Annotated in this window: 20 protein-coding genes; 9 read left to right on the top strand and 11 right to left on the bottom strand. The window is 44.2% G+C overall.

The window, feature by feature from the left end; translation table 11 throughout:
* Nucleotides 1-389 precede the first annotated feature (389 nt).
* The 6 genes from AEA42_RS20740 to AEA42_RS20715 form a co-directional block, all read right to left on the bottom strand.
* Nucleotides 390-2,300, bottom strand: coding sequence for a response regulator receiver domain (locus tag AEA42_RS20740; protein WP_055648732.1), 1,911 nt, complete (start codon nt 2,298-2,300; stop codon nt 390-392).
* Nucleotides 2,300-5,317, bottom strand: coding sequence for a sensor histidine kinase (locus AEA42_RS20735; protein ID WP_055648731.1), 3,018 nt, complete (start codon nt 5,315-5,317; stop codon nt 2,300-2,302). Before AEA42_RS20735 ends, AEA42_RS20740 begins: the two co-directional genes overlap by 1 nt.
* 49 nt (nt 5,318-5,366) lie before the next feature.
* Entirely contained in the window at nt 5,367-6,527 is a 1,161-nt protein-coding gene (locus tag AEA42_RS20730; protein WP_055648730.1) for a DNA cytosine methyltransferase, read from the bottom strand.
* Nucleotides 6,528-6,947: 420 nt separating this feature from the next.
* On the bottom strand, nt 6,948-7,178 hold the full coding sequence (locus AEA42_RS20725) for a hypothetical protein (RefSeq protein WP_055648729.1): 231 nt from the start codon (nt 7,176-7,178) through the stop codon (nt 6,948-6,950).
* A 116-nt stretch (nt 7,179-7,294) separates the two neighbouring features.
* Nucleotides 7,295-7,651 carry a hypothetical protein gene (locus AEA42_RS20720; RefSeq protein WP_122040767.1) on the bottom strand — a complete coding sequence of 119 codons (357 nt, stop codon included), beginning with the start codon at nt 7,649-7,651 and terminating at the stop codon, nt 7,295-7,297.
* A 160-nt stretch (nt 7,652-7,811) separates the two neighbouring features.
* A complete protein-coding gene (locus AEA42_RS20715; RefSeq protein WP_055648728.1) occupies nt 7,812-8,714 on the bottom strand; it encodes a LysR family transcriptional regulator in 903 nt (300 codons plus the stop codon).
* Between the two features lie 378 nt (nt 8,715-9,092).
* On the opposite strand from AEA42_RS20715, the gene yjjG reads away from it, so the two are divergent.
* A complete protein-coding gene (gene yjjG / locus AEA42_RS20710; protein ID WP_055648727.1) occupies nt 9,093-9,797 on the top strand; it encodes a pyrimidine 5'-nucleotidase in 705 nt (234 codons plus the stop codon).
* Between the two features lie 97 nt (nt 9,798-9,894).
* Here the strand turns inward: yjjG and fis are convergent, their stop codons facing one another.
* The 3 genes from fis to prmA all read right to left on the bottom strand — a co-directional run bounded on the left by fis (nt 9,895) and on the right by prmA (nt 12,241).
* On the bottom strand, nt 9,895-10,200 hold the full coding sequence (gene fis / locus AEA42_RS20705; RefSeq protein WP_006083371.1) for a DNA-binding transcriptional regulator Fis: 306 nt from the start codon (nt 10,198-10,200) through the stop codon (nt 9,895-9,897).
* Between the two features lie 16 nt (nt 10,201-10,216).
* Nucleotides 10,217-11,185 carry a tRNA dihydrouridine synthase DusB gene (gene dusB, locus AEA42_RS20700; RefSeq protein WP_037413666.1) on the bottom strand — a complete coding sequence of 323 codons (969 nt, stop codon included), beginning with the start codon at nt 11,183-11,185 and terminating at the stop codon, nt 10,217-10,219.
* A 174-nt stretch (nt 11,186-11,359) separates the two neighbouring features.
* A complete protein-coding gene (gene prmA, locus AEA42_RS20695) occupies nt 11,360-12,241 on the bottom strand; it encodes a 50S ribosomal protein L11 methyltransferase (RefSeq protein WP_037413663.1) in 882 nt (293 codons plus the stop codon).
* 427 nt (nt 12,242-12,668) lie between these two features.
* Here prmA and AEA42_RS20690 point away from each other — a divergent pair, with 427 nt between their 5' ends.
* From AEA42_RS20690 to AEA42_RS20675, 4 genes are all read left to right on the top strand, one after another.
* Nucleotides 12,669-13,394 (top strand): fumarate reductase cytochrome b subunit, encoded by a 726-nt coding sequence (locus AEA42_RS20690; protein ID WP_047534338.1) that lies wholly within the window; start codon nt 12,669-12,671, stop codon nt 13,392-13,394.
* Nucleotides 13,395-13,625: 231 nt separating this feature from the next.
* Complete coding sequence (locus AEA42_RS20685) at nt 13,626-14,297, top strand: fumarate reductase cytochrome b subunit (RefSeq protein ID WP_037413654.1); 672 nt, start codon at nt 13,626-13,628, stop codon at nt 14,295-14,297.
* A gap of 63 nt (nt 14,298-14,360) precedes the next feature.
* The gene (locus AEA42_RS20680) at nt 14,361-16,367 is read left to right on the top strand and encodes a fumarate reductase flavoprotein subunit (protein ID WP_055648726.1); all 2,007 of its coding nucleotides are present in this window, start codon (nt 14,361-14,363) and stop codon (nt 16,365-16,367) included.
* The gene (locus AEA42_RS20675; protein ID WP_055648725.1) at nt 16,367-17,098 is read left to right on the top strand and encodes a fumarate reductase iron-sulfur subunit; all 732 of its coding nucleotides are present in this window, start codon (nt 16,367-16,369) and stop codon (nt 17,096-17,098) included. The genes AEA42_RS20680 and AEA42_RS20675 overlap by 1 nt, the downstream gene beginning before the upstream one ends.
* Nucleotides 17,099-17,162: 64 nt before the next feature.
* Here the strand turns inward: AEA42_RS20675 and AEA42_RS20670 are convergent, their stop codons facing one another.
* Nucleotides 17,163-17,447, bottom strand: coding sequence for a putative quinol monooxygenase (locus AEA42_RS20670; RefSeq protein ID WP_037426384.1), 285 nt, complete (start codon nt 17,445-17,447; stop codon nt 17,163-17,165).
* Nucleotides 17,444-18,466, bottom strand: a complete 1,023-nt coding sequence (locus AEA42_RS20665; protein WP_055648724.1) for a zinc-binding alcohol dehydrogenase family protein — start codon at nt 18,464-18,466, stop codon at nt 17,444-17,446. The genes AEA42_RS20670 and AEA42_RS20665 overlap by 4 nt, the downstream gene beginning before the upstream one ends.
* A gap of 119 nt (nt 18,467-18,585) precedes the next feature.
* On the opposite strand from AEA42_RS20665, the gene AEA42_RS20660 reads away from it, so the two are divergent.
* From AEA42_RS20660 to AEA42_RS20645, 4 genes are all read left to right on the top strand, one after another.
* Nucleotides 18,586-19,515: a LysR family transcriptional regulator gene (locus AEA42_RS20660; protein WP_037426378.1), complete on the top strand. Its 930-nt coding sequence runs from the start codon at nt 18,586-18,588 to the stop codon at nt 19,513-19,515.
* A 301-nt stretch (nt 19,516-19,816) separates the two neighbouring features.
* Nucleotides 19,817-20,236 carry a hypothetical protein gene (locus AEA42_RS20655; RefSeq protein ID WP_055648723.1) on the top strand — a complete coding sequence of 140 codons (420 nt, stop codon included), beginning with the start codon at nt 19,817-19,819 and terminating at the stop codon, nt 20,234-20,236.
* A gap of 62 nt (nt 20,237-20,298) precedes the next feature.
* Nucleotides 20,299-21,168, top strand: a complete 870-nt coding sequence (locus tag AEA42_RS20650; protein ID WP_037426371.1) for a hypothetical protein — start codon at nt 20,299-20,301, stop codon at nt 21,166-21,168.
* A gap of 22 nt (nt 21,169-21,190) precedes the next feature.
* Nucleotides 21,191-24,649 (top strand): zinc-dependent metalloprotease, encoded by a 3,459-nt coding sequence (locus tag AEA42_RS20645; protein WP_037426369.1) that lies wholly within the window; start codon nt 21,191-21,193, stop codon nt 24,647-24,649.
* Nucleotides 24,650-24,727: the final 78 nt, after the last annotated feature.

Below are 24,727 nucleotides of genomic sequence, written 5' to 3'. Positions count from 1 at the left end.
CGGTCAACTGCTGATAATTCATGGTAGTACTGCTTGTTTCTTTGGCGAGAAGAGCGTACCACTTTTAGCAGTTGGCTTCCTCTTCTACACCTTTCCATGAATGTCGCACTTATTATCTGAAATCGGGTGTAACCACCAGTTATTTTTCAGATTCAGTTCAACGAGAAGTGATTGAAGATAAGTATCCAATAGTCTTGATTCATGGACGCAGACTTGCAGAGGAAGTCGCTAAGTTAGTGTATGAAAGCGAAGCGTATTCCAATGTCGCAGAGTTTTTAATCGCGATGGATGCAGTGTATCCATCGCGATTAAAGCAAAGGCAAGCTGAAGAGATTTTGAATAACTAAAAAATACAAACTTAATATGTACTAGCCCATTCTAATTTTTTACTACTGAAAATGAGCACTTACTAAATCAACGCCTATACGTGATTCATATTGCAGCTGGGTATTTTGATATCGAGAGGCAAAGCTATCTCTTAGTTTAGCTATAGGTTTCAATTTTTTAGTAATTATTTCCAACTCTTTAGTTTCCTTATTTGTATTGAAAAATTGTACGTCCTTATGTTCCCCACCTCCAATCAAGTTCGAATCGTGATTAAGTACGACACCTTGTTCAATAGTTGGAGTATCTTTGTCTTCATAAACACTTAAAGCAAGTCTGTTATCAGCATCACTAATAAAAATAGTGTTTGATTGGTGCGCATCCTTTAAGCATTTCAGTAAGCTTTCAGTTTTATTAGCAAGCTTTATAAACCGCATTGGCCGATGAGGTGTCATGCGCTTAGCTATCTGCCCTGTAGGTTGGTTTGGTACCGTGTTACAACTCGGTGCAATACATAAGTAGAATGAACCATCATCTAAATCTTTAAGAACAACGCCTGTAGATATATAATTTGGTAGTTCCTTTTCTGTAGATAGTTGCTCATTGAGAGCATGTAAAACGTCGGCACAAAATTCTTTATCAGCGGCCGAAGCTGAACGGTCATAATTTTTTCTTGCTGCGGACATTACATTTTTTAAATATAAATTGTACAGATTAGCTTCAGATTTTGGATCTACATATGTGGGAATGTTATCAGCTACATTGTTTGCTGTATCTTTGACAAAATTAAGTAGCTCGCAGCTAGATTTAACTTTATCTACCACGTCAGATAGTAAAGTGTTTAGTAATTCTCTACTTGCTTGAATACGATTATCATCATGCACTCTTAAAATACCCCAAAGAGCAGCTATCTGTTCAAAAGAACTTTTAGCAAGTACTTTTTCCATCGAAAGATTTGCATCTTCTATTTGGTTTTGAAGCTCAGATGTAATTACACGATAGAAGCTAGGGTACCAATCAACGAGTGCTCGTTCTATTTGTCCCCAAACCTCTTCAGGGGTTGTATCGCGCAATACTCTGTCCTCTCCAGCAGGTCTTTCTTTTTCGCAAAGAACGATAAAAACAGCACCAGCTTGAAGCCATAAATTCTTTTTGCCATGAACATCAACATTTGACAGAGGCTTAGAATTTTTATTGAACTTAATCACACTTTTTTCTAATAACCACTTAACATGCTCAGCTTCGGGTTTTTCATAACCGTTACCTTCACAGATAACCTGAAATTCATTAGTAGTGACTTCAATGTTGAGCTCAGCTTTTAAATACTCAGCTTCAATGTTTGCGTTATAAAACTGATCCCATTCATTGTTCCAGTCACCATAAAAATCATTCCAAGAGTCAATCAAGCGTTCGTCATTATTGAAGAATGCATCAACATTGCCAATGTGAGCCCCCCTTAAAGTTGCTGCAATTTCTCGCCAAACATCTTTTAAGTCTTCAGCAGTAAAAACAACCACGACGTTCATATGTTTACTGCGACTGAGTTCTGATATTAGATTCAGTGAATGCTCTGCAGGATTGTGTTCAGTAGCTGCTTTCAGATGGTAATCGAGTACGATTAGATCGCTTTTCCGTATTTTGTCTATATCTAAGTTGTTAGTCTGGTTTTCTACATCACAAATCAGTTTTTTTGTGTGGAAAAAATCAACAAATTGCCCAGCAGTTTCAGAAGACATCAATTCAGAACTTGATCTGTTAACAATATTGCGAATTGCTGTTAGTTTTAGTTTTAGTTGTTCAATTGTTTCTTGTTCTTCTGCTGGGGCTGAGATCAGTTCACCCAGTTCATTCTTTGTATTTATGTAACTCTGCCCAATTCCCTGATATGGAAGATAATGATCATCAATTAATAGCACTGATTTAATCGCATTATCGCGAAATGCACTTACAATTTTTTCTCTATATAATGCTGGCATTATCTTACTTCCATTCCACGAAATTGAATTACAAAATTAGCACCATCTTGGATTAGCTTTTCTTCTGGCTTTTCTGCGTACCAGATATTATGGCGAGCTATTGCAAGATTTTGTTTAGAAAGGTACAAACCTACACCGTTACCTGTTGGTCGGCGGCTATAAAACAATTGAAATAAATTGCCAATATCGTCGGGATCAATTGCGGGACCATTATTAGCAATAACAACCAAATCATTAATGATACCAACCTTTATTTCACGCTCATGTTCGGCTAACGCCACCCAATATAGCGCATTATTCAGTAAGTTGATAAATACCGGGATAATCCGAGATTTCACATCTACAACATTCATGCGTATAAAAGTATCACTGAACTCAAGATTAATGTTTTGTTGTTCAAACTGATCTTGAAAGAATAATTTAACATTTTTGACAATCTCTTGCCCTGTAATATCATCGCGTGTCTGATAACCGGAAAGCTTAAGTGGTGATAGAAATCTGAGGTATTCGGTAAACTGTTTATGTGCTTTCATGGCATTTTTAAAACCAAGCTCTGCTTTTGCACTACTGCTCATCGAATTGAGTGAGCGAGTTACGGCTTTATCTTGTGCACTTAATTCATGGGCTAAAATCTCAAAGCTGATACCGAGCTGCGCAAGACTGCGCATTTGGGTAATCTCTTGCTCTGCTTTAACTCGTTCATCTTCTGCTAACGTAAATGCCGATTCGAGGTCTACACCTTGCTCTAATTTATCAAGGGCCTGTAAAAAACCTTCATATTTGGTGGCAATATCATCGGCTAAGTCGCGATAGATTTTATCCAACGAATTAAGTACTTGGGTTGGATCACTGGCATTGGTCACTGCATCGAGTAATGGCAAAGCTTGCTGCTCAAATGCTTCTTTGTCGGTTCGCGCTGTTTTTTTCCAAGTTGTCAATAAACGTTCTAGGGTTTTATCTATTTCGTTGGCATATCGATTCACCTGCTTAGTTAGTGCAGAATCAATCGCATTGTATTTGTTCAGTGCACTTTCCATAGGCGAGCGCTGCTGACTCAGTGCTTCTAGATTATTTAAGCGCTCGCGGCATGTTTGTAATAGTTCACTGAGTTCACCAAATAAATCGCGGTAGTTCCGGTATTGTTCTTCAAGATGATCGTCCATTTTTGCAGGCTTGTTGGGCGCTTTTAGCTCAGGTCTAAGTGCTTCTAGCTTATCAATACTTGTAACTAACTCATCTAAATGATGAAGCGATATTGCAACGCCTTCTTCTAGCTCCTTATGCACGCTTCGAGCTGATTCCACATGGATACTAAGCTTAGGCAAATTGATTGTCATTGCACTGGTGAAAGCTTTTTTTGATAGCCTTGCAGATGAGTTACGTGCTTTAAGTTGTTTTTGTTTATCTTTCGATAACTGCTCAAGCATTATTTTTCGTTCTTCGGAATAACTTCCAAAATACGTGTCTGCTAATTTTAATAGAAGTGCCCTGACAAGTTCTTTTAACTCTCTGGCCGCTTGATTTTTAACAAAACCTTCTCGTCCTGCCTTATCTTTTAGTTGTTGATTACTTGTTTGGTTTAAGAGTATTTGGCCAAATAAGCGTCTAGAAGCCCAATAATAACGCCCCGCATTTTTTCCCCGACTTTCTTCAATCTGAAAGAAATCATTATCAGAACGACCATAGGGTAGGACTCGTAATCCATCGCGAAAGATCATAAAGCCTGCGTATTTTTTGGCTTGTCCTTGTAGGTACGAATTATGCTCTGGATCATGGGTAGATTTAGAAAGTTCTAGCTCAAAGGTGCCTAATTTAACATCAAAAGCTCCCGTTTTTGTTAACGCGTCCATACCAGGCGTTCGGCAGGGAATGACTACATTCGGGTATTCCTTTCCAAAAGCTGTCACATGACCCCTAAACCAGCCTTTATCATCAACTTGCCCAACCACTTTATGTTCTAGAGTTTCAAATTCAGATAGCTTGAATACATCTTGATAATTGAGAATTGCTGTCTTCTCACCAAAAGGGTACCCGGAGCGATCAAAGGCAATAATCTCATAATGGAATTCGTTGCTCTCATCCGATTCTCGATTAAATGGGTCGACAAACGCGCGCAGAGTATCTACTAAATCTTGCTGGATAGCTTGATACTCATTAGCTTCACGACTTATATCACCTCTGTTAGTAAGCAAAGCTAAATCACGACTAAGGTCCAATAGAAAAAGAGCTGTACCGTGCTCTGCGCCATCTAATTCTGCCACTTTATTTAAAAGGGGGACCCAACTTTCAGAGTGACTTGATTTAAATATAAAGTTTTCACTTAGCAGCCTAACTTTTTGCTCCGTTGATATAAATTCTTCATTATCTTGGGGATTATGCCTTAAATCGAAAGCTTCTTTCTCGTCTTCGCTAAAGCGCTGCCACATATGGCGGAGAATTTTTTCATCTTCAGTTTGTGGGTTGAGAGCGAGGTTATTAAGCATCTCTTGCTGCAGGCCTGAACATACTTCGGGGAGCTCATCGAGACTATCAAACTGCTGCATTGGCACTTTAATATCATGTAAACCCAGATAGGTGTTTTCAAATAAACGCCAGTCAATCAGTGCCGCGGAGTATTGTGTATTAACCTTTTTAGTTACGATAAGGGTGACTGGTGCTAAAAATGCAGTAGAAAGTCGGCCAATCCCTTTTTCACCTTGAGTATATCGATGTTTTAAACCAAAACGGTCTTCTTCAGGTAGAAGGCTTTTCTTGGTTTTTGATGCAGTGCCAATGGTTAGCCAGCTATTACTTAACTGCTCATAAGTCATACCGCAGCCATTATCAATAATGGCACCACATTTTATATCATCATCGAATAAATGGAGGGCGACATCTCGAGCATAAGCATCGTAAGAGTTTTTCCAAAGCTCACTAACAGCTGTGGGGGCATCTGCGATTTGACCTTTGCCTAGGTGGTCGACAGTGCGAGCTTGAGCTTTAAACGAAACCGATTTTCTTGAAGATTCATTTCTCATATCAAATGGTTACATTGGAAAGTAATGCAACCTATTCTATGCACTTTTTTTAATTCAATCCATTTATTATCGATTTAATTAGAACTTTGCCGAGTAAAGGGGGAACAGCATTACCAATCTGTTTACCTTGTTGAGTCGAAGTACCCAAAAAAATAAAGCTATCAGGGAAGGTTTGTAATCGAGCGGCATGGCGTAGTGTCATACCTTGGTTTTTCCAAGGATGAACAAAACGACCTTTAGAGGGATTGTTACATCCGGTAGTGATGGTATTACTTGGTAAGTGGATCATTACTCGGCCATATACGTCTTTATGACCTTTATATCCATTTGAATGGCAGGGCAGTCTAAATTCTTCGCCAGCGTCTTCGCGGCTTCCATTTAAAGGTGTGGCTTCAAATTGCCTAATCATTTTGGGTGTTGGCCGCATTGTGATGTTACAAGGATCACCCTCTTTTACGGCTTCACCATATTCTAGGTTGAGTAGGAGATCTCTTGCTTCATCATCTGCAAGCTTAGTTTTTGGTCGAAAATACTCTTCAATATATTGCTCGATAAGGTCTGCTGGTATTTTTTCAAATACAGTTGAGGCCGTTTTCCAGTAAGGTGATTTATTACTAGACGGTGAGGAGTGTGTCGCTGCTGGCGGAAAATTTGCAGCATCAACATTCAGGTCTTTACGTGTACCAAAGATAAAAACACGTTTACGGTTTTGTGGCACGCCATAGTCTTTAGCGTTGAGAATGTCGCAAAAATGAATGGTATAGCCATGGGTTTCTGCGAGAGCTAGAAGCTGATTGAGATAGTTTTCATGGCGTTTCCATAAAAGTCCCGCCACGTTTTCAATCAAGAACGCTTTTGGTCGTAAACCATCAACAAAATCAAAATACTTCAACAGAAGCTGATTTCGGGGATCATTAATACCTGCACCGTTAATCCTATGAGTCGAGAAGCCTTGACATGGTGGGCCACCAAGGAGCAAATCCAATTTTCCTGGTTTGAGCTTTAACTCTGTCATTAAGGCGGGCAAGTCGACAGCATTAATATCGCCATTAATTAATTTAGTTGGCGCTTTTAGGCGTTCAATGAGGTTACGTTGATAAGTAACGGTAGCGGCTGTATCTAGTTCGATAGCTGCGATGACATCAATGCCACATTGATGTGCGGCAAGAGATAAGCCGCCAGCACCCGAAAATAGATCTATCGCTTTCATTAATCATCAGTCCAAACTCAAATTTCGAACCGCAAATTATACATGGCAAGCACTATTCCGCTAGCTTTTAGTTTGTGATTGAGGAGTTTGTAATTGTGATAAAACTTAATGACTAACTTATATTCACATCGTACAAAATAACGCCACATGCTTAGTCGTTAGAAAGCTTTTTTGCAGAAATGCTTTTGGGGCTATAAGTACAGATACCTGATAGAGCTGAGGCCGTATTAGAATCGACATTGTTGCACCAGTGACCGTCTAAAACAGGGAGGTTTTAGTCGAGCCTACATGGAGGTATGAACGGCGTGTCACTGGGGAAATAATGGAGGTTAAGTGACTCATTTTATGTATCACTTTCTACTCTGTTTTTTAAATTTGATCATTATATCAATTGGTAATGAGTGGAACACCCATAAGCAACTAATCCTCTTTTGCCCTAGAATTTATAAATTGTTGTGCATCTGCCAGTGCAAAATCAAAATGAAATACTAGCCCTGATTGAATTACTTTATTATCAAAGCATACGAACCATTCAAAGCCTCCTCTGAACCGATCTGGGTTTCGTTCGATGTAGATCACGTATCCACACCATTCTTCTTCATAAGCGACAAAATAAGCCTCTTCAAACTGGCTAACGGATTGGTATTCCATGATTTAAACCTAGTGTATTGGTAGGCTTATATTTTCAGTCATTGCTGTTGTATGTCCCACGGACTATGAGTCACATCGAATAGTTTTATTTTATTAGTCGGGCATTTATGTCGTGGTTATCGTATTGAAACGACTTTGGCGCTCAGTTGCTGTTTTATCTGCTCAAGGTAGTGAATTAGGTCACTGGGTTGTTCAAATTCAAGCTGTAGTGTTGGTTGAGAAGCGGTACGGATTTCTGGGTGTAGGTTGTCGCCGTCATTTACGGCTGAAATGATGCTGTAGCGGGGATAATCTTCTTCGCGGCAGATGGGGTCGGCATAGTCGACCCAAAGAATAAAATAGTGGTTGTTGTGTTTGAAGTAAAAGCTGGGACACATGTCGTTTTGGTAGCTTTTATCGATAAGAAATGTGTATAAGCTTAGGTCGAAGCCAAGCTCAAATTTATCGCCAAATGTTTGCTGATAAGCACTCATTTTTTTGCCTTAAATCATCGCATTAAGTGATGTTAAGTATAGCTGAGGCATTTGCTTAACGAACTGTTTTATTTGGTTTAAATGTGTTTTCATTAGTCTGTTTTGGCTGTGTGGTTATGTTCGTTATAACCATCATGTAAAGCCGTATTTATCGTTAACCCTAGCTAATAATTGCCCTATTTTTTGCTAAGAACTCCATCAAAAACTCAATTAATACCGTCACTTTGGTCGGTTGGTATTTTCGCTGTGGATACACGGCGTAAATGCCATGTTCGGGTAACGGATAGTCTGTAAGTAACGCCTGTAAATGTCCGGTTTGCAGAGCTGGCTCAATAATAAAATGTGGCAGGTTGGCGATACCTAGGCCATCGAGACAGGCTTGATGGATGGCATCACTATTATTGACCTGATAGTTTCCTTTGGGTTGAACACGTTGCACGCCATCGGGACTGTGGAAACTCCATTCCACACCATCTTGAAAGTAACTGTAAAACAAGCAGTTGTGCTGAGTTAACTCGCTAGGAGTCATGGGTAAACCGTGCTGCGCGAGATATGCGGGGGACGCGCAAATCACGCTCAAACAAGGGGCAATTTTACGGGCGATAAGGCTGGAGTCGGGTAATTCGCCGATACGAATGGCTAAGTCGAAGCCGCCTGCGATTAAATCTGTGGTCTTGTCATCCATTTGCATTTGCAGCTGGATATCGGGGTAACGCCTTAAAAATTCAGCTATTAATGGCGAAATATATCTGCGTCCAAACGCCATAGGTACTGAAATCCGCAAATTGCCTCTAGGTGTTTGCTGCAATTCAGAGATGGCATCCAATCCTTCTTGGGTGAGCTGTACCGCCGGGCGAATGTACTCGAAATAGCGCGCGCCAGCGTCGGTTAGGCTTAAGCTGCGGGTGGTGCGTTGTAATAGTTGAATCCCTAAGTGCTGCTCCAACTGTGTGATTCGTTTGCTGATGGCTGATTTACTGAGTCCAAGCTTTTGTCCCGCCGCAGAAAAACTACCGCATTCGACCACAGTGACAAAAATGGGTAGAGCAGAAAAATGTTCCATGAGCGTCCTATTCTGTTGAGGCGAGGTCGGTTACTGTATTTCGATTCGATGTAATCAGTCTTCAATTAAGCGGGCCAAGAGATAAACCAGACAGGGCACGTTTACTGTTGAGTTATGTTCAACGATAGGTTGCATTGTCACGGTATTATCCGTCATGGATAAAGATAGTAGACTATTTTGCAACAAAAACCGTGTTCCTATAAATAGAATCTTGCGCCTGTTTTGCGCGTTCGATGTCATGTTGGATGAGGCCGACTGCATGATCCCGAGTTGAGTTTGGCGATGCGTTAATTTGCTATGGTGTTAGCGGCTTCCCTATACTGCCAGTGGTGGCAATTTTTAATTAGTTACATTTTATCTTTTGTTAGGAGTGTTATTTTGTCCTCAAACCAAACCTATTCCTCGGCCACGCCCTATGCTTGGGTGCTTTTCGACGCCGATGAAACGTTATTTTATTTCGATGCCTTTGAAGGACTAAAGTTGATGTTTGCTGGCTTTGGTGTTGAGTTTACTCAGGCCGATTTTGAGGAATACCAAAGGGTAAATAAACCGCTTTGGGTTGCTTATCAGGATGGCAAGATCAGCGCCGCCGAGCTGCAAACTATCCGTTTTGAGCCTTGGGCGGCAAAGCTTAATGTGTCGCCACAAACCTTAAACAGTGCATTTTTAGCCGCCATGGCAGAGATTTGTGCGCCGCTGCCTGGTGCGCGCGAATTGCTATCGGCATTGCAAGGTAAGGCTAAGCTGGGGATTATCACTAATGGCTTTACTGAGTTGCAGACGGTGCGTTTACAGCGAACAGGCTTGCAGCATCATTTTGATATTTTAGTGATTTCAGAGAAAGTCGGCATCGCCAAACCCGATGTGGGTATTTTTGAGCATGCGCTTGAGTTAATGGGGCGGCCAGCGCGTGAGCAAGTATTAATGGTCGGTGATAATCCCCATTCCGATATCCAAGGTGGTATCAATGCTGGTATTCATACTTGCTGGTACAACGTCCATGGCCATGCTGCGCCAGCGGGGATCACCCCACATTATCAAGTGAACTCCCATCAAGAGCTGCAACAGATACTGGGGCTTTAAGACAACATTTGGGGTACATATTGCCGTACACATAATGCGAAAAGGGGTTAACCTTTGCAGGTTAACCCCTTTTCTAACAATCACTTAATCTAAAAGATTAGTTCATGCCATATTTCTTTAATTTCTTACGCAGAGTACCGCGGTTGATACCTAGCATGTTTGCTGCGCGGGTTTGGTTGCCGCGAGTGTGTTGCATGATGATGTCAAGCAGAGGTGCTTCAACTTCACTTAGCACCATTTCATACACTTCTTGTGCTTCCTGACCGTCCAACTGTGCGAAGAAGTTAGTTACGGCACGCTTAACAGCGTCACGTAATAACTGGGGCTTGATAGTGCCGTTTGCGGTTTCGATTTTGCCAACGGTAAGCTGGTGAACTTCTGTGTTAGTTGTCTGATCAAACATTCTATTCTGCTCTTTATTAATTCTTTACTAATTCATCAAAATAATATTCCACGAGGGAATACTGTTCTGCAGCGGTTTCCAGCTGATTAAAGTCAGCCCGAAACTGGCGCTGATCCTCCTGGTCTAGGTACCATCCGATATGTTTTCTGGCGAAGCGGATACCCTTATATTCACCATACAAATCATAAAGTTTGGTGAGGTGTTCCAGCATCACTTGACGCTGTTCTACCACCTCAATGGGCGCTAGCTTATTACCCGTCTCCAAGTAGTGCTGGATTTCTCTGAAAATCCAAGGTCGTCCTTGAGCACCCCGTCCTATCATCAGAGCATCGACACCGGTGTAATCCAGCACAAAGCGGGCTTTCTCCGGACTGTCGATATCCCCGTTTGCGACAACAGGAATCGAGACATTCTGTTTAATTGCTTTAATGGTGTCGTACTCGGCGTCGCCTTTGTACATGCATTGTCTCGTGCGGCCATGAACGGCCAGCGAGGCGATGCCACAATCCTCGGCAATCTGGGCGATTTGAACACCGTTCCTGTGTTCAGGCTCCCAGCCTGTGCGAATTTTTAACGTAACGGGCACATCTACTGCAGCTACCACGGCTTGTAAAATGTCTTTTACGAGGGGCGGATTTTGCATTAAGGCTGAGCCTGCCAGCTTTTTATTCACTTTTTTTGCAGGGCATCCCATGTTGATATCAATGATATGGGCGCCTTGTTCAACGTTGAACTGGGCGGCCTGCGCCATTAACTCTGGATCTGCACCTGCAATTTGCACTGAGCGAATACCTTCCTCACCAGAATGTGTCATACGCTGGCGGCTCTTATCCGTATCCCAAACCTCAGGATTGGATGAAAGCATCTCCGACACCGCTAAGGCTGCACCATAACGAAGACAGAGATTACGGAAAGCTTGATCGGTGACACCTGCCATTGGTGCCACGATCAGCTGATTCTTCAGTTGATAGGGTCCAATCTGCATTTACTGTTTCACCTTAGCTCTTCAAAGGGGCGCTATAGTAGCCCTTTTTATTGGCCGTGAAAAGGTCAATAAATGACCTAGGAGCAATTTTTTTTCTTGACTTTTTAGCCTTGAGAAGTCATCGACAAAATAAGCCTAAGCCAGTGGTGGCGCATGTTGCGCCACCCTTTAGCGTTATTTGCGCGTACCTGTCAAGCGGCTCCAATCTTCTTTGTGAGCCGCTTCGTCCATGTCGAACCATTGGCTATAAAAGTCAGAGATTTCTTGCGCTTGCTCTTTTAGGAGTCCAGAGAGGGCTAATTTACCGCCTGTTTTGACTCGGTCGGCGATAAGGGGGGCGAGTTCGCGCAGTGGGCCTGCGAGAATATTGGCAACTAATACATCGGCCTTAAGATCGGCGGGTTGATCTTCAGGCAGGTAGAGCTCGAGTTGGTCGGCAACATCGTTACGCTCGGCATTGGCTTTTGAGGCGTCAATGGCTTGATAGTCGATGTCGATACCAGTGACTTTTTTCGCGCCCAGTTTTAGGGCGGCAACGGCAAGAATCCCTGAGCCACAACCAAAGTCGATCACTTCTTCGTTGCTTAGATCTAAGCTGTCTAACCACTCTAAACACAGTGCTGTCGTGGGGTGAGTGCCTGTGCCGAAGGCCAGACCCGGATCTAAGATCACGTTGACTGCACTTGGATCGGGCACTTCACGCCAGCTTGGGCATATCCATAGGCGTTTACCAAATTGGATTGGGTGGTAGTTATCCATCCATTCGCGAACCCAATCTTTGTCTTCAATTTGCTCGATTTTATGGCTGAAGTGTTCACCTAAAAACGGCAGGGTTTTCAGCATCTCAATGCTTGGGGTTAGATCGGTATCTGCTTCGAATAGCGCGACAACCACGGTATCACGCCACAGCGGGGTTTCACCCAGTTTAGGTTCAAAAATCGGGGTGTCTTTACCATCTTCAAAGGTAATGGAGACTGCGCCTTCTTCCATGAGTAAGTCGCTGATGGTTTCTGCATCATCACTGTTAGTGTTAATGCGGAGTTGGATCCAAGGCATGGGTTAAATCCTGTGGCTAGGGTTAAAAAATATCACGCTATTGTATACCCAAACCGCGCTAAATTGCAGAATTCGATGGCAATTTCGCATTGTTCAATTAGATAAATGAGTTGCTGTGCAGCAGGGGATTGGCGAGTGATAAATGGATTTTATTCTACGCCGACAAAGAGTTAGTCAGTCATCCTTTTTGTGCGAAAATGCGAACCGGTCGTTTCGATTTTAAGTATAAACATATGAAATATAATGGTTAATTGGTTTTACCTTTGTTTGGTTTTTTACTTGCTTTTTGTGATCGCCTTCTAAGAGTTGACGCTGCTCCCGTGAGTTACCTCACGCTTTAAATCTGTGACACTCAGCCGGGTATTTTGTTACTGCTATGGTGTAGTTTGCAAAGAGGTGTCAACAAACCATCAAAGGTAAAAGCAAGATGATAAGCGTAACGCGCGTTCACACTAGGGTGAAAACACAGGGGATAGGTCACCCTTGGTCGGCTAAGGCTGATCGATTACAGAGCGCGACAGGCATTATGTTGGGATGCTTCCTGTTGTTGCATATGCACTTCGAGTCGAGCATTTTGCTGGGCAAAGAGGCATTTTACCAAGTTGTACAACTGCTTGAAGGCGGTATGTTTAGTAGTACAGGCCATGGCTTTCCGATGGTTACTAAAGTCTTCTCGGTTTTTATGCTGTTAGTGGTGATATTGCATGCCGCAGTTGCGCTTAGGCGGTTTCCGGCACAACTGGGTCAGTGGCGGGCATTGCGCTCGCATTTAGGTGGCATTAATCACCGTGATACCCATGCATGGTTTTGGCAGCTCATTACTGGCTTTATTCTGTTTTTCTTGGTGCCTGTACATCTGTTTACCATGATCTTAAATCCTGAGATTGGCCCACATTTATCCGCCGAGCGTGTTTATCACGATAATGCTTGGCTGCTTTATGCCTTATTGCTGCCCGCAGTGGTGATCCACGCCATGATTGGTTTGTACCGTGTGGCAGTTAAGTGGGGCATTACCACTCAACGCTCCGGCTTACGTAAACTCGCTAAGGTATTGATTATCTATTTGTTGTGCCTAGGTAGCGCTAGCTTAGTTACTTATATGTTGATCGGCAGCGAGTTGAGTGTTCCTGTGCAGCCCTATGTGCCCCAGTAATTTGAATGCCAACCCTGCTGCGCGCGTTGCACTGAGATAATTCGCAGCAGGATTTTGTGTCGCTGCCACTCGTTTTTATTGGTTCTATCGCTAATAGTTAAGCATTCGATTAATTATTCGCCTCCTAGTTGATCTAACTCAGGTTTGTTGTTGGATTTGTGAGCGATATTAATTTTTAAAGATCACTTAATGAGCTTGGCTCAATAGAGCCTGTGGCGCGAGGCGAAAGCAATGGCAATCAAACTAAGTATAAAAAAATGGAGTGCGTGGCTGGATTTAAGCCAGAGTGTGTCGGGTGTCATTTTGGCGGTGTTTTTATGGAGTCACTTAGTGTTGGTGTCGTCCATTTTGTTGGGTGGCGATGCCATGAACTGGGTGGCGCGCACTATGGAGCTAAGTTTTCTCTCTAGTGATGGTCATGGCTATCCCTGGGTGGTGACTTGTATTGCCATCGGTATCGGCGCTTTAGCGTTAGTGCATGTGCTAGTGGCATTGCAGAAGCTACCGATGAGTTTGCGTCAGCAAAGGGCGCTGCAACAGCAGATGCAAGTGATTAATCATAGCGATACTCGCCTCTGGCGTTGGCAAGCCATTACGGGTGTGGTGATCCTTTTATTGCTGCCGGTGCATCTGTGGCTTATCGGCTCGGCGCCTGAAACCATTGGCCCGCAGGGTAGCGCCGAGCGGATTTGGAACCAAGGTGTATGGATGGTGTATTTGCCGCTATTGCTGACGGTGGAGTTACATGCGGCCATCGGGATTTACCGCGTAGCACTGAAGTGGGGCGCGGCGCGTGATCTTAATAGTCGCAGCCGTTTACGTAAGATCAAAACGATTGTGAGTATCGCGTTTGTCACTGTAGGGATTGCTTCTTTATTGGCATTTTTACCCCATGCGAGTTGAGTGAGATATAACAAAAGAGTGTTGTCCTAAAACAATAACAGCAGTACCCGTTAAGGAGCAGGCGTGAAACTGATTTATACCGATTCATTAGTGGTTGGTGCCGGATTGGCAGGGCTAAGGGTTGCCATTGCCTCTAAAGAGCGTGGGCTGGATACCTTAGTGCTATCGCTTATTCCTGCTAAACGTTCTCACTCCGCCGCAGCGCAGGGGGGAATGCAGGCAAGCCTTGGCAACGCAGTTAAAGGCATGGGTGATGATGAAGATGTGCACTTTCAAGACACTGTGAAAGGTTCTGACTGGGGCTGTGATCAAGAGGTCGCGAGAATGTTTGCCCATTGTGCGCCCAAGGCAGTACGTGAGTTAGCCAACTGGGGGGTGCCTTGGTCACGTGTTAGTGCTGGTCCACGGGAAGTCATTGTTAACGCACAAAAAGTTACTCTACAGGAAGCCGAAGAAGCCCATGGGTTAATTAATGCCCGCGACTTTGGTGGCACCAAAAAGTGGCGCACCTGCTACACCGCCGATGGTACGGGTCACTCCTTACTCTATGCCATGGATAACAAAGCCATTTCGATGGATATTCCGGTCCATGAGCGCGTCGAAGCGCTGGCGATTATCCACGATGGAGAGCGTTGTCACGGGGTGATTGCCCGCTGCCTAATCTCGGGTGAATTGCGCGCTTATGTGGCGAAATCAACCACCATAGCTACCGGTGGCTATGGCCGAATTTATGAAGTCTCAACCAATGCGATTATCTGCGAGGGGATAGGTCAGGCGCTGGCACTCGAAACGGGCGTGGCGACCCTTGGTAATATGGAAGCGGTGCAGTTCCACCCAACGGCGATTGTGCCCGTAGGGATTTTAACCACAGAGGGTTGCCGCGGTGACGGTGGCTTGCTGCGGGATAAAGACGGCTACCGTTTTATGCCGGACTATGAGCCAGAGAAAAAAGAACTGGCATCGCGGGATGTAGTGTCTCGCCGCATGACCGAACATATGCGTAAAGGTAAGGGCGTCGATAGCCCCTATGGCCCGCATTTATGGCTCGATATTACCCTGCTGGGGCGCAAACATATCGAAACCAACCTGCGTGAAGTGCAGGAGATTTGCGAGAATTTCCTTGGGATCGACCCGGCGAAGGATTGGATACCCGTGCGTCCGACTCAGCATTACTCCATGGGTGGTATTCGCACCAAAGCCACCGGTGAAAGTCCGCAGCTCAAGGGCTTATTCAGCGTGGGCGAAGCCGCCTGTTGGGATATGCATGGCTTTAACCGCTTGGGCGGTAACTCGCTCGCTGAAACCGTAGTGGGCGGTATGATTATTGGTAAATATGTCGCTGATTTTTGTGAGAATAATAGCCTTGAAATCAATACCCAGCTTGCCGAAAAATTTATGCGGCAGGTACAGACTGAGATCGACACCTTAGTCGATGGCGATGGTCAAGAAAACCCCTTCGAACTTAAGCACGCAATGCAGCGAATTATGATGGATTACGTGGGGATTTTCCGTAATGGCCCTGAACTCGATAAAGCAGTGACAGAGCTGAAAGCCCTGCTTGAACGTTCACGCAAACTCGGTATTAAGTGTAAAAAACGCCACGCCAACCCAGAGCTGGTGGAGGCATTGAGGGTGAAGCGCATGCTCAAGGTAGCGCTGACCGTTGCTTGCGGCGCTGCCGCTCGCACCGAAAGCCGCGGTGCCCATGCCCGTGAAGATTATCCACAGCGTAATGACCGCGATTGGCTTAATCGCACCCTCGCCAGTTGGCCTGATGCCAATGCGTTGGAACCCGTGTTGAGCTACGAGCCGCTAGATGTGATGAAGATGGAACTGCCACCGGGATACCGGGGTTATGGTATCGACAATGCGATTGCTCACCCCGATACCGCAAAACGTGAGCAACAAATTGCTGAAATTTTGGCAGGGCTTGGGGAGGATGCCGATCGTTATCAACGCCAAGCGGCGCTGATGCCTTTCGAGCTGCCGCCCAGCCTGCAAGCTAAAAATGAACGTTTAAGTGATACCTTACAAAAACCCTCTGCCAATGCGTTAGGAGAAAAATCATAATGACCCAAGGTCGCCAGTTAACCTTTAATATTTTTCGTTATGATCCACAGGAGCCAAACGATAAGCCGAAAATGGTGCGTTACCAGCTCACCGAAACGCCGGGGATGACAGTATTTATTGCCCTCAATAAGCTGAGAGAAGAGCAAGATACGTCGTTGCAGTTTGACTTTGTCTGTCGGGCAGGGATTTGTGGCAGTTGTGCCATGGTGATCAATGGTTTTCCGACATTAGCTTGCCGCACCTTAACCGCCAAATATCCCAAGGGCGAGATTACCCTGATGCCGTTACCTGGCTTTGAATTGATCGGTGATTTATCGGTTAACACAGGTAAATTTATGCGTGAACTCGCTGAGCGGTTAAAGCTATGGTTACATCCTAAGGCGAATGATATCAGCATCCATCGCCTCGAAGATCCTATGGCTCCTGAAGAAGCTGCTCGCCTGTATGAGTTGGAGCGCTGCGTCGAGTGTGGCGTTTGCGTATCAGCCTGCGCGACCAAGCAAATCCGCGAGACCTTTGTCGGTGCAGTTGGCATGATGAAAATTGCCCGCTTTGAACTCGATAGCCGTGATGCCCGCACTGCGGAGGATTTTTACCATGTGATCGGTAATCAGGATGGGGTGTTTGGGTGCATGACCTTGCTCGGCTGCCAAGACAACTGTCCGAAGGATTTACCCCATATGCAACAGATTGCTTATCTACGCCGAAAAATGGCGATGACGTTGGTTTAGCTTTATTTACGCAGTTGATTTAAAAATAGAAAGCGCCAAATTTGGCGCTTTCTTGTTGGTGATGCTAGCAAGCATAACTCTTGTGGATCTCGACTTTCTCTACTAACTGCTCGGAGGTGGCGACAAAGGTATTAAAGTGTGGGCTTGCCATATGCGCATCCAGTGCTGCTTGGGATTGCCACACTTCATACATCCAAAACTGATTAGTATTATCTAAAGAATGATGCAGCGTATACTCCAAACAGCCTGCCTCGGTGTGGGTGTCACTTACCAGTTGTTTGAGGACTTTAAAGAGTGAATCACTCTGGCCTGAATGCGCTTGGATTTGCGCAAAAACCGTGATTTTCATTGGCTAAATCCCTCAAGCACAATTTTACCAATCGCTTTGCCCGACTCAATTTGTGCATGGGCCTTTAGCAAGTTTTGCGCATTAATCGTGCCGTAATGCTCACCAAAGGTGCTTTTTACTTTGCCGGTATCGATAAGCTCTGCAATGCGATTGAGTAGATGGTGCTGGGCAATCATATCCTCGGTTTGATACAGGCTGCGGGTAAACATGAGCTCCCAATGCAGCGACAGGCTTTTACGCTTAAGCTTCATCACATCTAACGGGGCTACCGGATCATCAATCAGTGCCAGTTTTCCTTGTGGTTTGAGCACTTTTACAATTTCGTCAAAGTGCTTATCGGTTTGAGTCAGGCTAATCACATGGGTGACATCGGCAATATCTAGCTTAGCCAGCTCTTCCGAGAGGGGTTTATTGTGATTAATCACTGCATCGGCACCTAAGGTTTGCACCCAAGTTGCTGATTCTGGCCGTGATGCGGTACCGATAACCTCTGCTCCAGTCAATTTGACCGCCAGTTGAGTGATAATCGAACCCACACCACCTGCGGCACCGATAATCAGAATACGTGCATCCGTGGCGGAGCCATCTTGTGGTAGACCTAAACGGTCAAACAGCAATTCCCAAGCCGTGATACTGGTTAAGGGTAAGGCTGCCGCCTGTGCGTTGCTTAAGGTTTGCGGTTTATGGCCGACAATGCGCTCATCCACTAACTGATATTCGGCATAGCTGCCACTGCGGCTAATATCGCCAGCATACCAAACCTCATCACCTACCTTAAATAGGCTGACTTTGTCCCCGATAGCTTTTACAACGCCGACGGCATCCCAACCGAGGATTTTATACTCCCCAGCAGGCGCTGAGCTTGATGCGCGGATCTTGGTATCAACGGGGTTAACCGATATGGCCTTAACCTCGACTAACAAATCAAAACCCGTTGGAGTTGGTTTGGCTAATGTTATGTTTTCTAATGCATTATGCGCATTGACTGCGCCTGCTGTTTGGTAACCTACGGCTCTCATAATCATTCCTCACTGGCGACTCATGTCTGTCACTTGTCATTGAGCACCATTGTGTGAAATATTAACCTTTAGATAAACGGGGTAAAGTTTGTTATTTTTTCAAAGGAAATTTGATAATCATGTTGCTTAATGATCTCGCCTTATTTGTTCGCGTTGCCGATTGCGGCAGCATTTCGGCCGCAGCGGCCGAAATGGACCTCTCTGCTGCTTCAGCGAGCGCAGCGATTAAACGTCTTGAAAAACAGCTTGATACGAGTTTGTTTGTGCGCACGACTCGCAGCCTGAGATTAACCGCTCAAGGGGAGCGTTACCTGATCCATTGCCGCCGCGCCTTAAGTGATCTCGCCCTTGGAGAGCAGGCGATTGCCAGCGATAAAGGTAAGGTCTCTGGCACCTTAAGCCTGTCGGTGTCATCTGACTTTGGGCGAAACTTATTTGTCCCTTGGCTCGATGACTTTCTCTTGGATTTTCCACAGCTGCAAGTGCGTCTGCATTTGGGCGACAATATCAGCAGTTTTTACCACGATAAAATTGATGTGGCGGTGCGTTATGGTAAGCCGCAGGATTCTAATCAAGTTGCCTTTCCGATTTGCAGTGCTGACAGAGTGTTATGTGCATCGCCGGACTATCTCGCCAAATTTGGTCAACCCGAAACCTTAGAGCAGCTAACACAACATAACTGCTTGTTTTATAAGTTAGATGAGAGAACTCACGATCAATGGCAATTTGAGCGTGATGGCCAGGAATGTAAAGTCCGCGTCACGGGGAATCGTAGTGCCAATGATGCTGAAATTGCGCGCCGCTGGGCGGTAGCAGGAAAGGGGTTAGTGTTTAAGTCGAGCTTAGATTTGGCAGAGGATATTATGGCTGGGCGTTTAGTGCCCTTGTTACCAGAATATCGCGGCGAGTCGGTCAATTTATACTTAGTGTGCCCAGGACGCGAACATGTCACACCCGTGGTGTTACTGCTTCGCGAAATGTTACGTCGCCGTTGTAAAGAATTGCAAACTCAACTGGCTGCTCATCATATTATCCCAAACTACCGTTAAGCTATTTGCATTATGGTGGCATATGTAAATAATCGCACTGCATGTTGTTATTTATTGTTTTTAATCTGTTTTTAAATTGTGTTTTATGGCGGTTTTTTCTGTTATGAATTGTGTTGTTTATGTTTAATGTCGCTAATTTTTTCTGATCTAACTCATATTTATTTTAATTGCATATGAGTTGTCGCTGGCTTGAGTTGAAAAGCATTTTTTTTCGTGCGTATGATGCGATAAATGTATCGTTTTGTATCTTTAACTGTGGGTCACAGTGGAGATTATTTATAGTATGACGTATTGACTGAAAATGTTAACTAAATTAGCCACAACAAATTACTCAAAAATACCGAAACATCTTTATCCCATAGTCGGTGGATTACTGGTGCTCGGAATATTATGGTTGAGCTTATCGCTAAGTGTTTCTGCTAAAAATGAAATTTATTCTTTTGAAAAGAATGATTTTTTAATGGCTTCGACACTTGTGGCGCAGAGTGAGTTTGTGGGCCATAAATCGACAATCGTACTGAATGAATATAGTGTTACACTTTGGAATTGGTTTTGTGAAACTAATTTTGAAAGCATATTTATTGGACTGTCATTTTTTGTTTTATTTAGTGTTATTTATTTCATTTCAGCTATTTTTCTGCGTAGTTACATTCTTAATTTGGAACATTGTTATTCCATTTTACTTAATTGGATAAAGTCTATTCAAGCAAGTACATCCTAGCGCTATATAGAGCGCATCCTAACTATCAATATTTTCATCAAAATATAAATCAAGGTTTTATTATGCAACCAACGAATAATCAATATTATTCGTCGATTTCTCGTCGACGAAATAAATGGTCTGTGTTTTTCTGCTTGCAGGTGATGCTGGCGAGTTTTTCATTTGTCGGCCAAGTATTGGCTGTCAATGAATTTGAGTTAGCCACGGATGCACAAGCTGCAAAATGGTCTGGCTACGTTAATGTTGGGTTTACCCGAAACATTTATGACTCGGATAGTTATTACGCCTATCAAGCCTATAACATCGATAGCCGGATCGATTACAAGGCAAATTGGGGCAATGTGCTGTTTACCCTTGGGGGCGAAAAGCAAACATTGCATGGCAAAGAGTCCAGTTTTTATGACCCTTTGCTGGAATACCGTACACCACTGTATGCCTTAAGCGATACCGTCTCATTCAAAGGCAGTTTAGGTGTGTATTTGCCCGCAGAGCGCGAATCAAAATTGGATAGGTTGCAATATGCACCGCGTATTGCTGCGTACTTATTTTGGAGCCCGCTAGATAACCTAAGTTTTTATTTTTCACCGCGCTATCGCTACAACGCTTACCAATACAAAACCGCTGGTGAGCGCGTGTTAGTTGAACAGCAACTCGATGGATTACTCGATGCTTATTGGCAAATTACGGCTAATTGGTATTTGGACGTGAGTGGTCGTTATCGAGTCTCCAAAAACTATTACGGTCGCCGACTCGACGATCAATTTACCTTCGCCCAAGAACTCGGTTGGTCGTTTAAGCCTGACTGGGTGTTGGCTGTTGGTCATAACAATAGTGGTCGTTTCTATAACCCAGAAGTGGGGACATCTCAGGGATTTGAGATTTATGACAAAAAGAGTTCAACCTTTTATTTGTCAGTTACTAAATATCTATAAAAACAGTAGTTAAGAGGAATCTATGAAGAAGTCCATGGTATGTCTGGCGATAACCAGCGCACTGACCCTTGTGGGGTGTGGTGCCGGTGATGAGCCTTATAAAGAACTCCCCAAAGATGAAAAGCAAGTCACCACTGCCGACATCGATAAAGCCACTGAGCGGCAATATCTCTACATTCGCAGCGTGGGTAAGGCTCCGCGTTATGCCGCCGAGGTGCGAGGTTTTACCCAAGGTGATCCTAAGTTGGTAACCTTGCATAAAACAGAGAATGGTATCCAAGTACGTCAAATTGACCGAGATAATATCGGATTAGGCCATGACAGCCGTTATCCTAATGAATATAACCAAGCGCCAGTGTTAACCATTCCTGGTGAATATATCGACTTTAAATGTACCGAAGATAAATGGCGTGAGTGTATTAACGTAGAGCAAGTTAACACCGATGCTAATTTAACATGGCAGGATAAGCGCTACTTTGTCCCCGATTTTGCCAAAGCTAAAATTGCCGAGTTGGGCATTAATGACATATTTACCTTTGGTGAATGTGTGACTGAAACAGAGGCCCCGCGTCTAGTGAATACTCAAGGCCAAAAAGGCTATGAGATGGATTTAGCTAAGGGCGTGGTTAACTTTGAAATTGAGCATACCTATCAGGCTTCACCAAGTTGCTTTAACCAATTTTACGGTGGCAACCTCGACAATCTATCCTTTACGACCACTGAGTTTATTTCGATTGTGGCGGTGGATCAGTTAGCCAGTAAAGACTATCAAGCGATTCCCTATGCCGAAAATGAAAAGGGCGCATTTGGTTTCTTTACTTCCTCACATACTTATCGTGATGCGACTGATTCAGAGGGCGTTGACGGGTATGTGCGTACCTACATGAATCGCTTCAATCCGGCCAAATCGGAACTGACTTATTACCTGAGTAATAATTTCTACGACGCGAAAAATAAACCCTTTTTGGATGCTGCTATCGAGTCCGTGACGGCAATTAACATTCAAAACAAGTTGTATAAAACGGGTTTTCCACAGATAAAACTTGAGCAAGCCCACGATAAACGCCATGGCGATCTGCGCTATAGCAACATCACTTTATTTGATGAACCGCTGGATAATGGTTTGGCGGGTTATGGCCCATCCGCGGCAAACCCGCTTACAGGCGAAATTGTGAGTGCGCGAGTCAATCAATACAGCTCGAATCTAAAACAAGGCGCAGTACGTTACTATCGCCAAGTGCGTTTAGATTATAACAGAGGCAAATTGGACGCGAATTCAGTCACATCGTTAACGGGCGAGCCTTATGTGTCGAATCTAAACAAGCCAGATGTCAGCGTTGATACTGTGCCAGTTGAGGCGGCGGCATTTGAACAACCGACTCAGCAGCTTATTGCAGCACCCAAATCAATGTTATTAACGCCTAAGGATAATAGTCTCGATGCTTTGGCGGATTTTGATGAAAAAACACAAGCGTTTTGGTCTGAAAATTCAATGATGCATGTGGATACCGTGTTTGCTACAGGTGGTAGTAATCGTGAATTACCTCGCGGTATCAAAGGTCATGAAATTGATTGGAAAAAAGCCGAAATGTGGGTTGATGGCAAAGTGGGCGGTAAATTAGCGGCATTTGAAGATTTGCCGATAAGTTTACAAGACTCATTAACTACAGCCCTTGCTGCACAAGCATTTGCCGGCACCTTGACCCATGAATTAGGGCATACCTTTGGCTTAAGACATAACTTTGCTGGGAGTCGCGACCACGACAATACCTTTAACCAAGCACAACTGACGGAGTTAAAAGCCGCCTTTAGCGATGCAGGTTACCCAGATATTACTGTTAATGCCGAGTTTTCGAGCCAAATGGACTACAACGTGAATCGGTTTGCAACCACGTTTGAACCCTATGACTTAGCGGCGTTACGTTTTGGCTATGCCCGCGAAGTGGAAACAAAGGCTAACGAGTTTGTATCGCTCAAAGCGGAAGATGCTAAGCGTCGCGACGAACTTGCCAAAGGCATTGTTAACGGGGATACCCGATTTGGCGCGCTTTACAATATTGAGCAAAACAATAGCCTACGTCAGTATTCTTATTGCACAGATGAACATGTGTCCCTTAACAGCAACTGTAATCGTGGTGATGCGGGTAAAAACTTAGATGATATTAACCAGTTCTATATCGATAAGTATTTTGATAGCTACGAGACCATGAACCTACGCCATAATCGTCAATCTTTGTTTGAGGATCATAGTCTAAGTTACACCATCAATCGTAAAGTTCAGTTTGATGAGATACGTCAATTCATTGAAGATGTGAGCTTTTTAGAGCAATTATTTGGTCTATCAGAAAACTTTTTTGCTGGTGAGTGCGACCGACTGGCTGCGGCAGGTAGCGAGGCTTGGTATTGTGCGAATCAGCGGGCAATGAATCAGTCGGCCGATTTCTTCCTTAAGCTAGTGGGAGAAAACGACGCCACATTGGACGTCACATACAAACAAGCTGATGGCAGCGTAGCGTTAAGACAGCAGTACAATTTTGCTAAGGTACTTGAGCAATATCGTTTTAAAAGCGGCGATATGAAGGCGCAATTTGAGCCGGGTGAGGTGATCAGTCAGTTCTCTGATTCCCCAGAAGCCTTGAAAGAGTTGATCATTAAATCGCAAATAAATCCTCAATTTCAGGATTTATTAACGGCTGATGTTAGCTTTTCGGGCCGCTTACTCAATGGTATTAAAACGCCTGCATCCTCACCTAACCATCCGTATGTGAATGAGCGCGACGTGTTAGGTGTATGGCCTGATAAATTGTTAGCCGTGCGAGCCTTAGTATCACGTACAACGCCCCGCAGCACATCGAGTCGTGGTTACAAAGCATTGGTTGATTTACCGAATGTGGGTCCAGTGTTCCAAGATATGTTGTGTAAGATGACCATGGGTGAAGGCCCTGGGCTGACTCGTGGTAATGCACCGCTCTTTACCGAAAGCTGTGGCGTGAGTGGTAAGCTCGATAGCTATCTGCCTTATTACACTGATTTTGCCCAACAAAGTATTGAGCCATTACCTAATTACGATCGTTCAGTTTCACGTTACTTCCAATTTGATACTGTTAACGGCCAACCAAAAGGTAAGAGCAATTTACTGCAGATGATATTACGGCAAGTGGTACTTGCATCGGTTGACAGTGATTATCAAGGCGAGCAAAAAGCCAGAGTATGGCGTGAATACGTCGGTATTCATCTAGCCGGCCCTGCATTAGCCACACAAGCGGAAGTGACAGTAAATGGCCGTGTGTATGCTGCGACCGCAGAAAACACTTTAGCATTGGCGCTGATCAACCGAATTAAAGAAATGGAAACCTTTAAGGCGCAGGTCGGCGAGGCCACGCTTGCCATCAAGTTAAACAACGGTACAGTAGGTGAGATAATTGATGGGCAACTAAGCCGAGATCAGTTAGTTCTCAGTTATTTGCCTGTGCTTGATTAAGTCACTTGAATCGAGTGAGCCGCACCCGCGGCTTTGCAATCCATCACCATGTGTAAAACGTAAAAAAAGGCCGCTCAG

Origin of the sequence: Shewanella sp. Sh95 (assembly GCF_001308045.1) — a bacterium.
Classification (GTDB): domain Bacteria; phylum Pseudomonadota; class Gammaproteobacteria; order Enterobacterales; family Shewanellaceae; genus Shewanella; species Shewanella xiamenensis.
The sequence above is the reverse complement of the archived record's forward strand: the minus strand, read 5'-3'. Positions and strand labels throughout refer to the sequence as shown.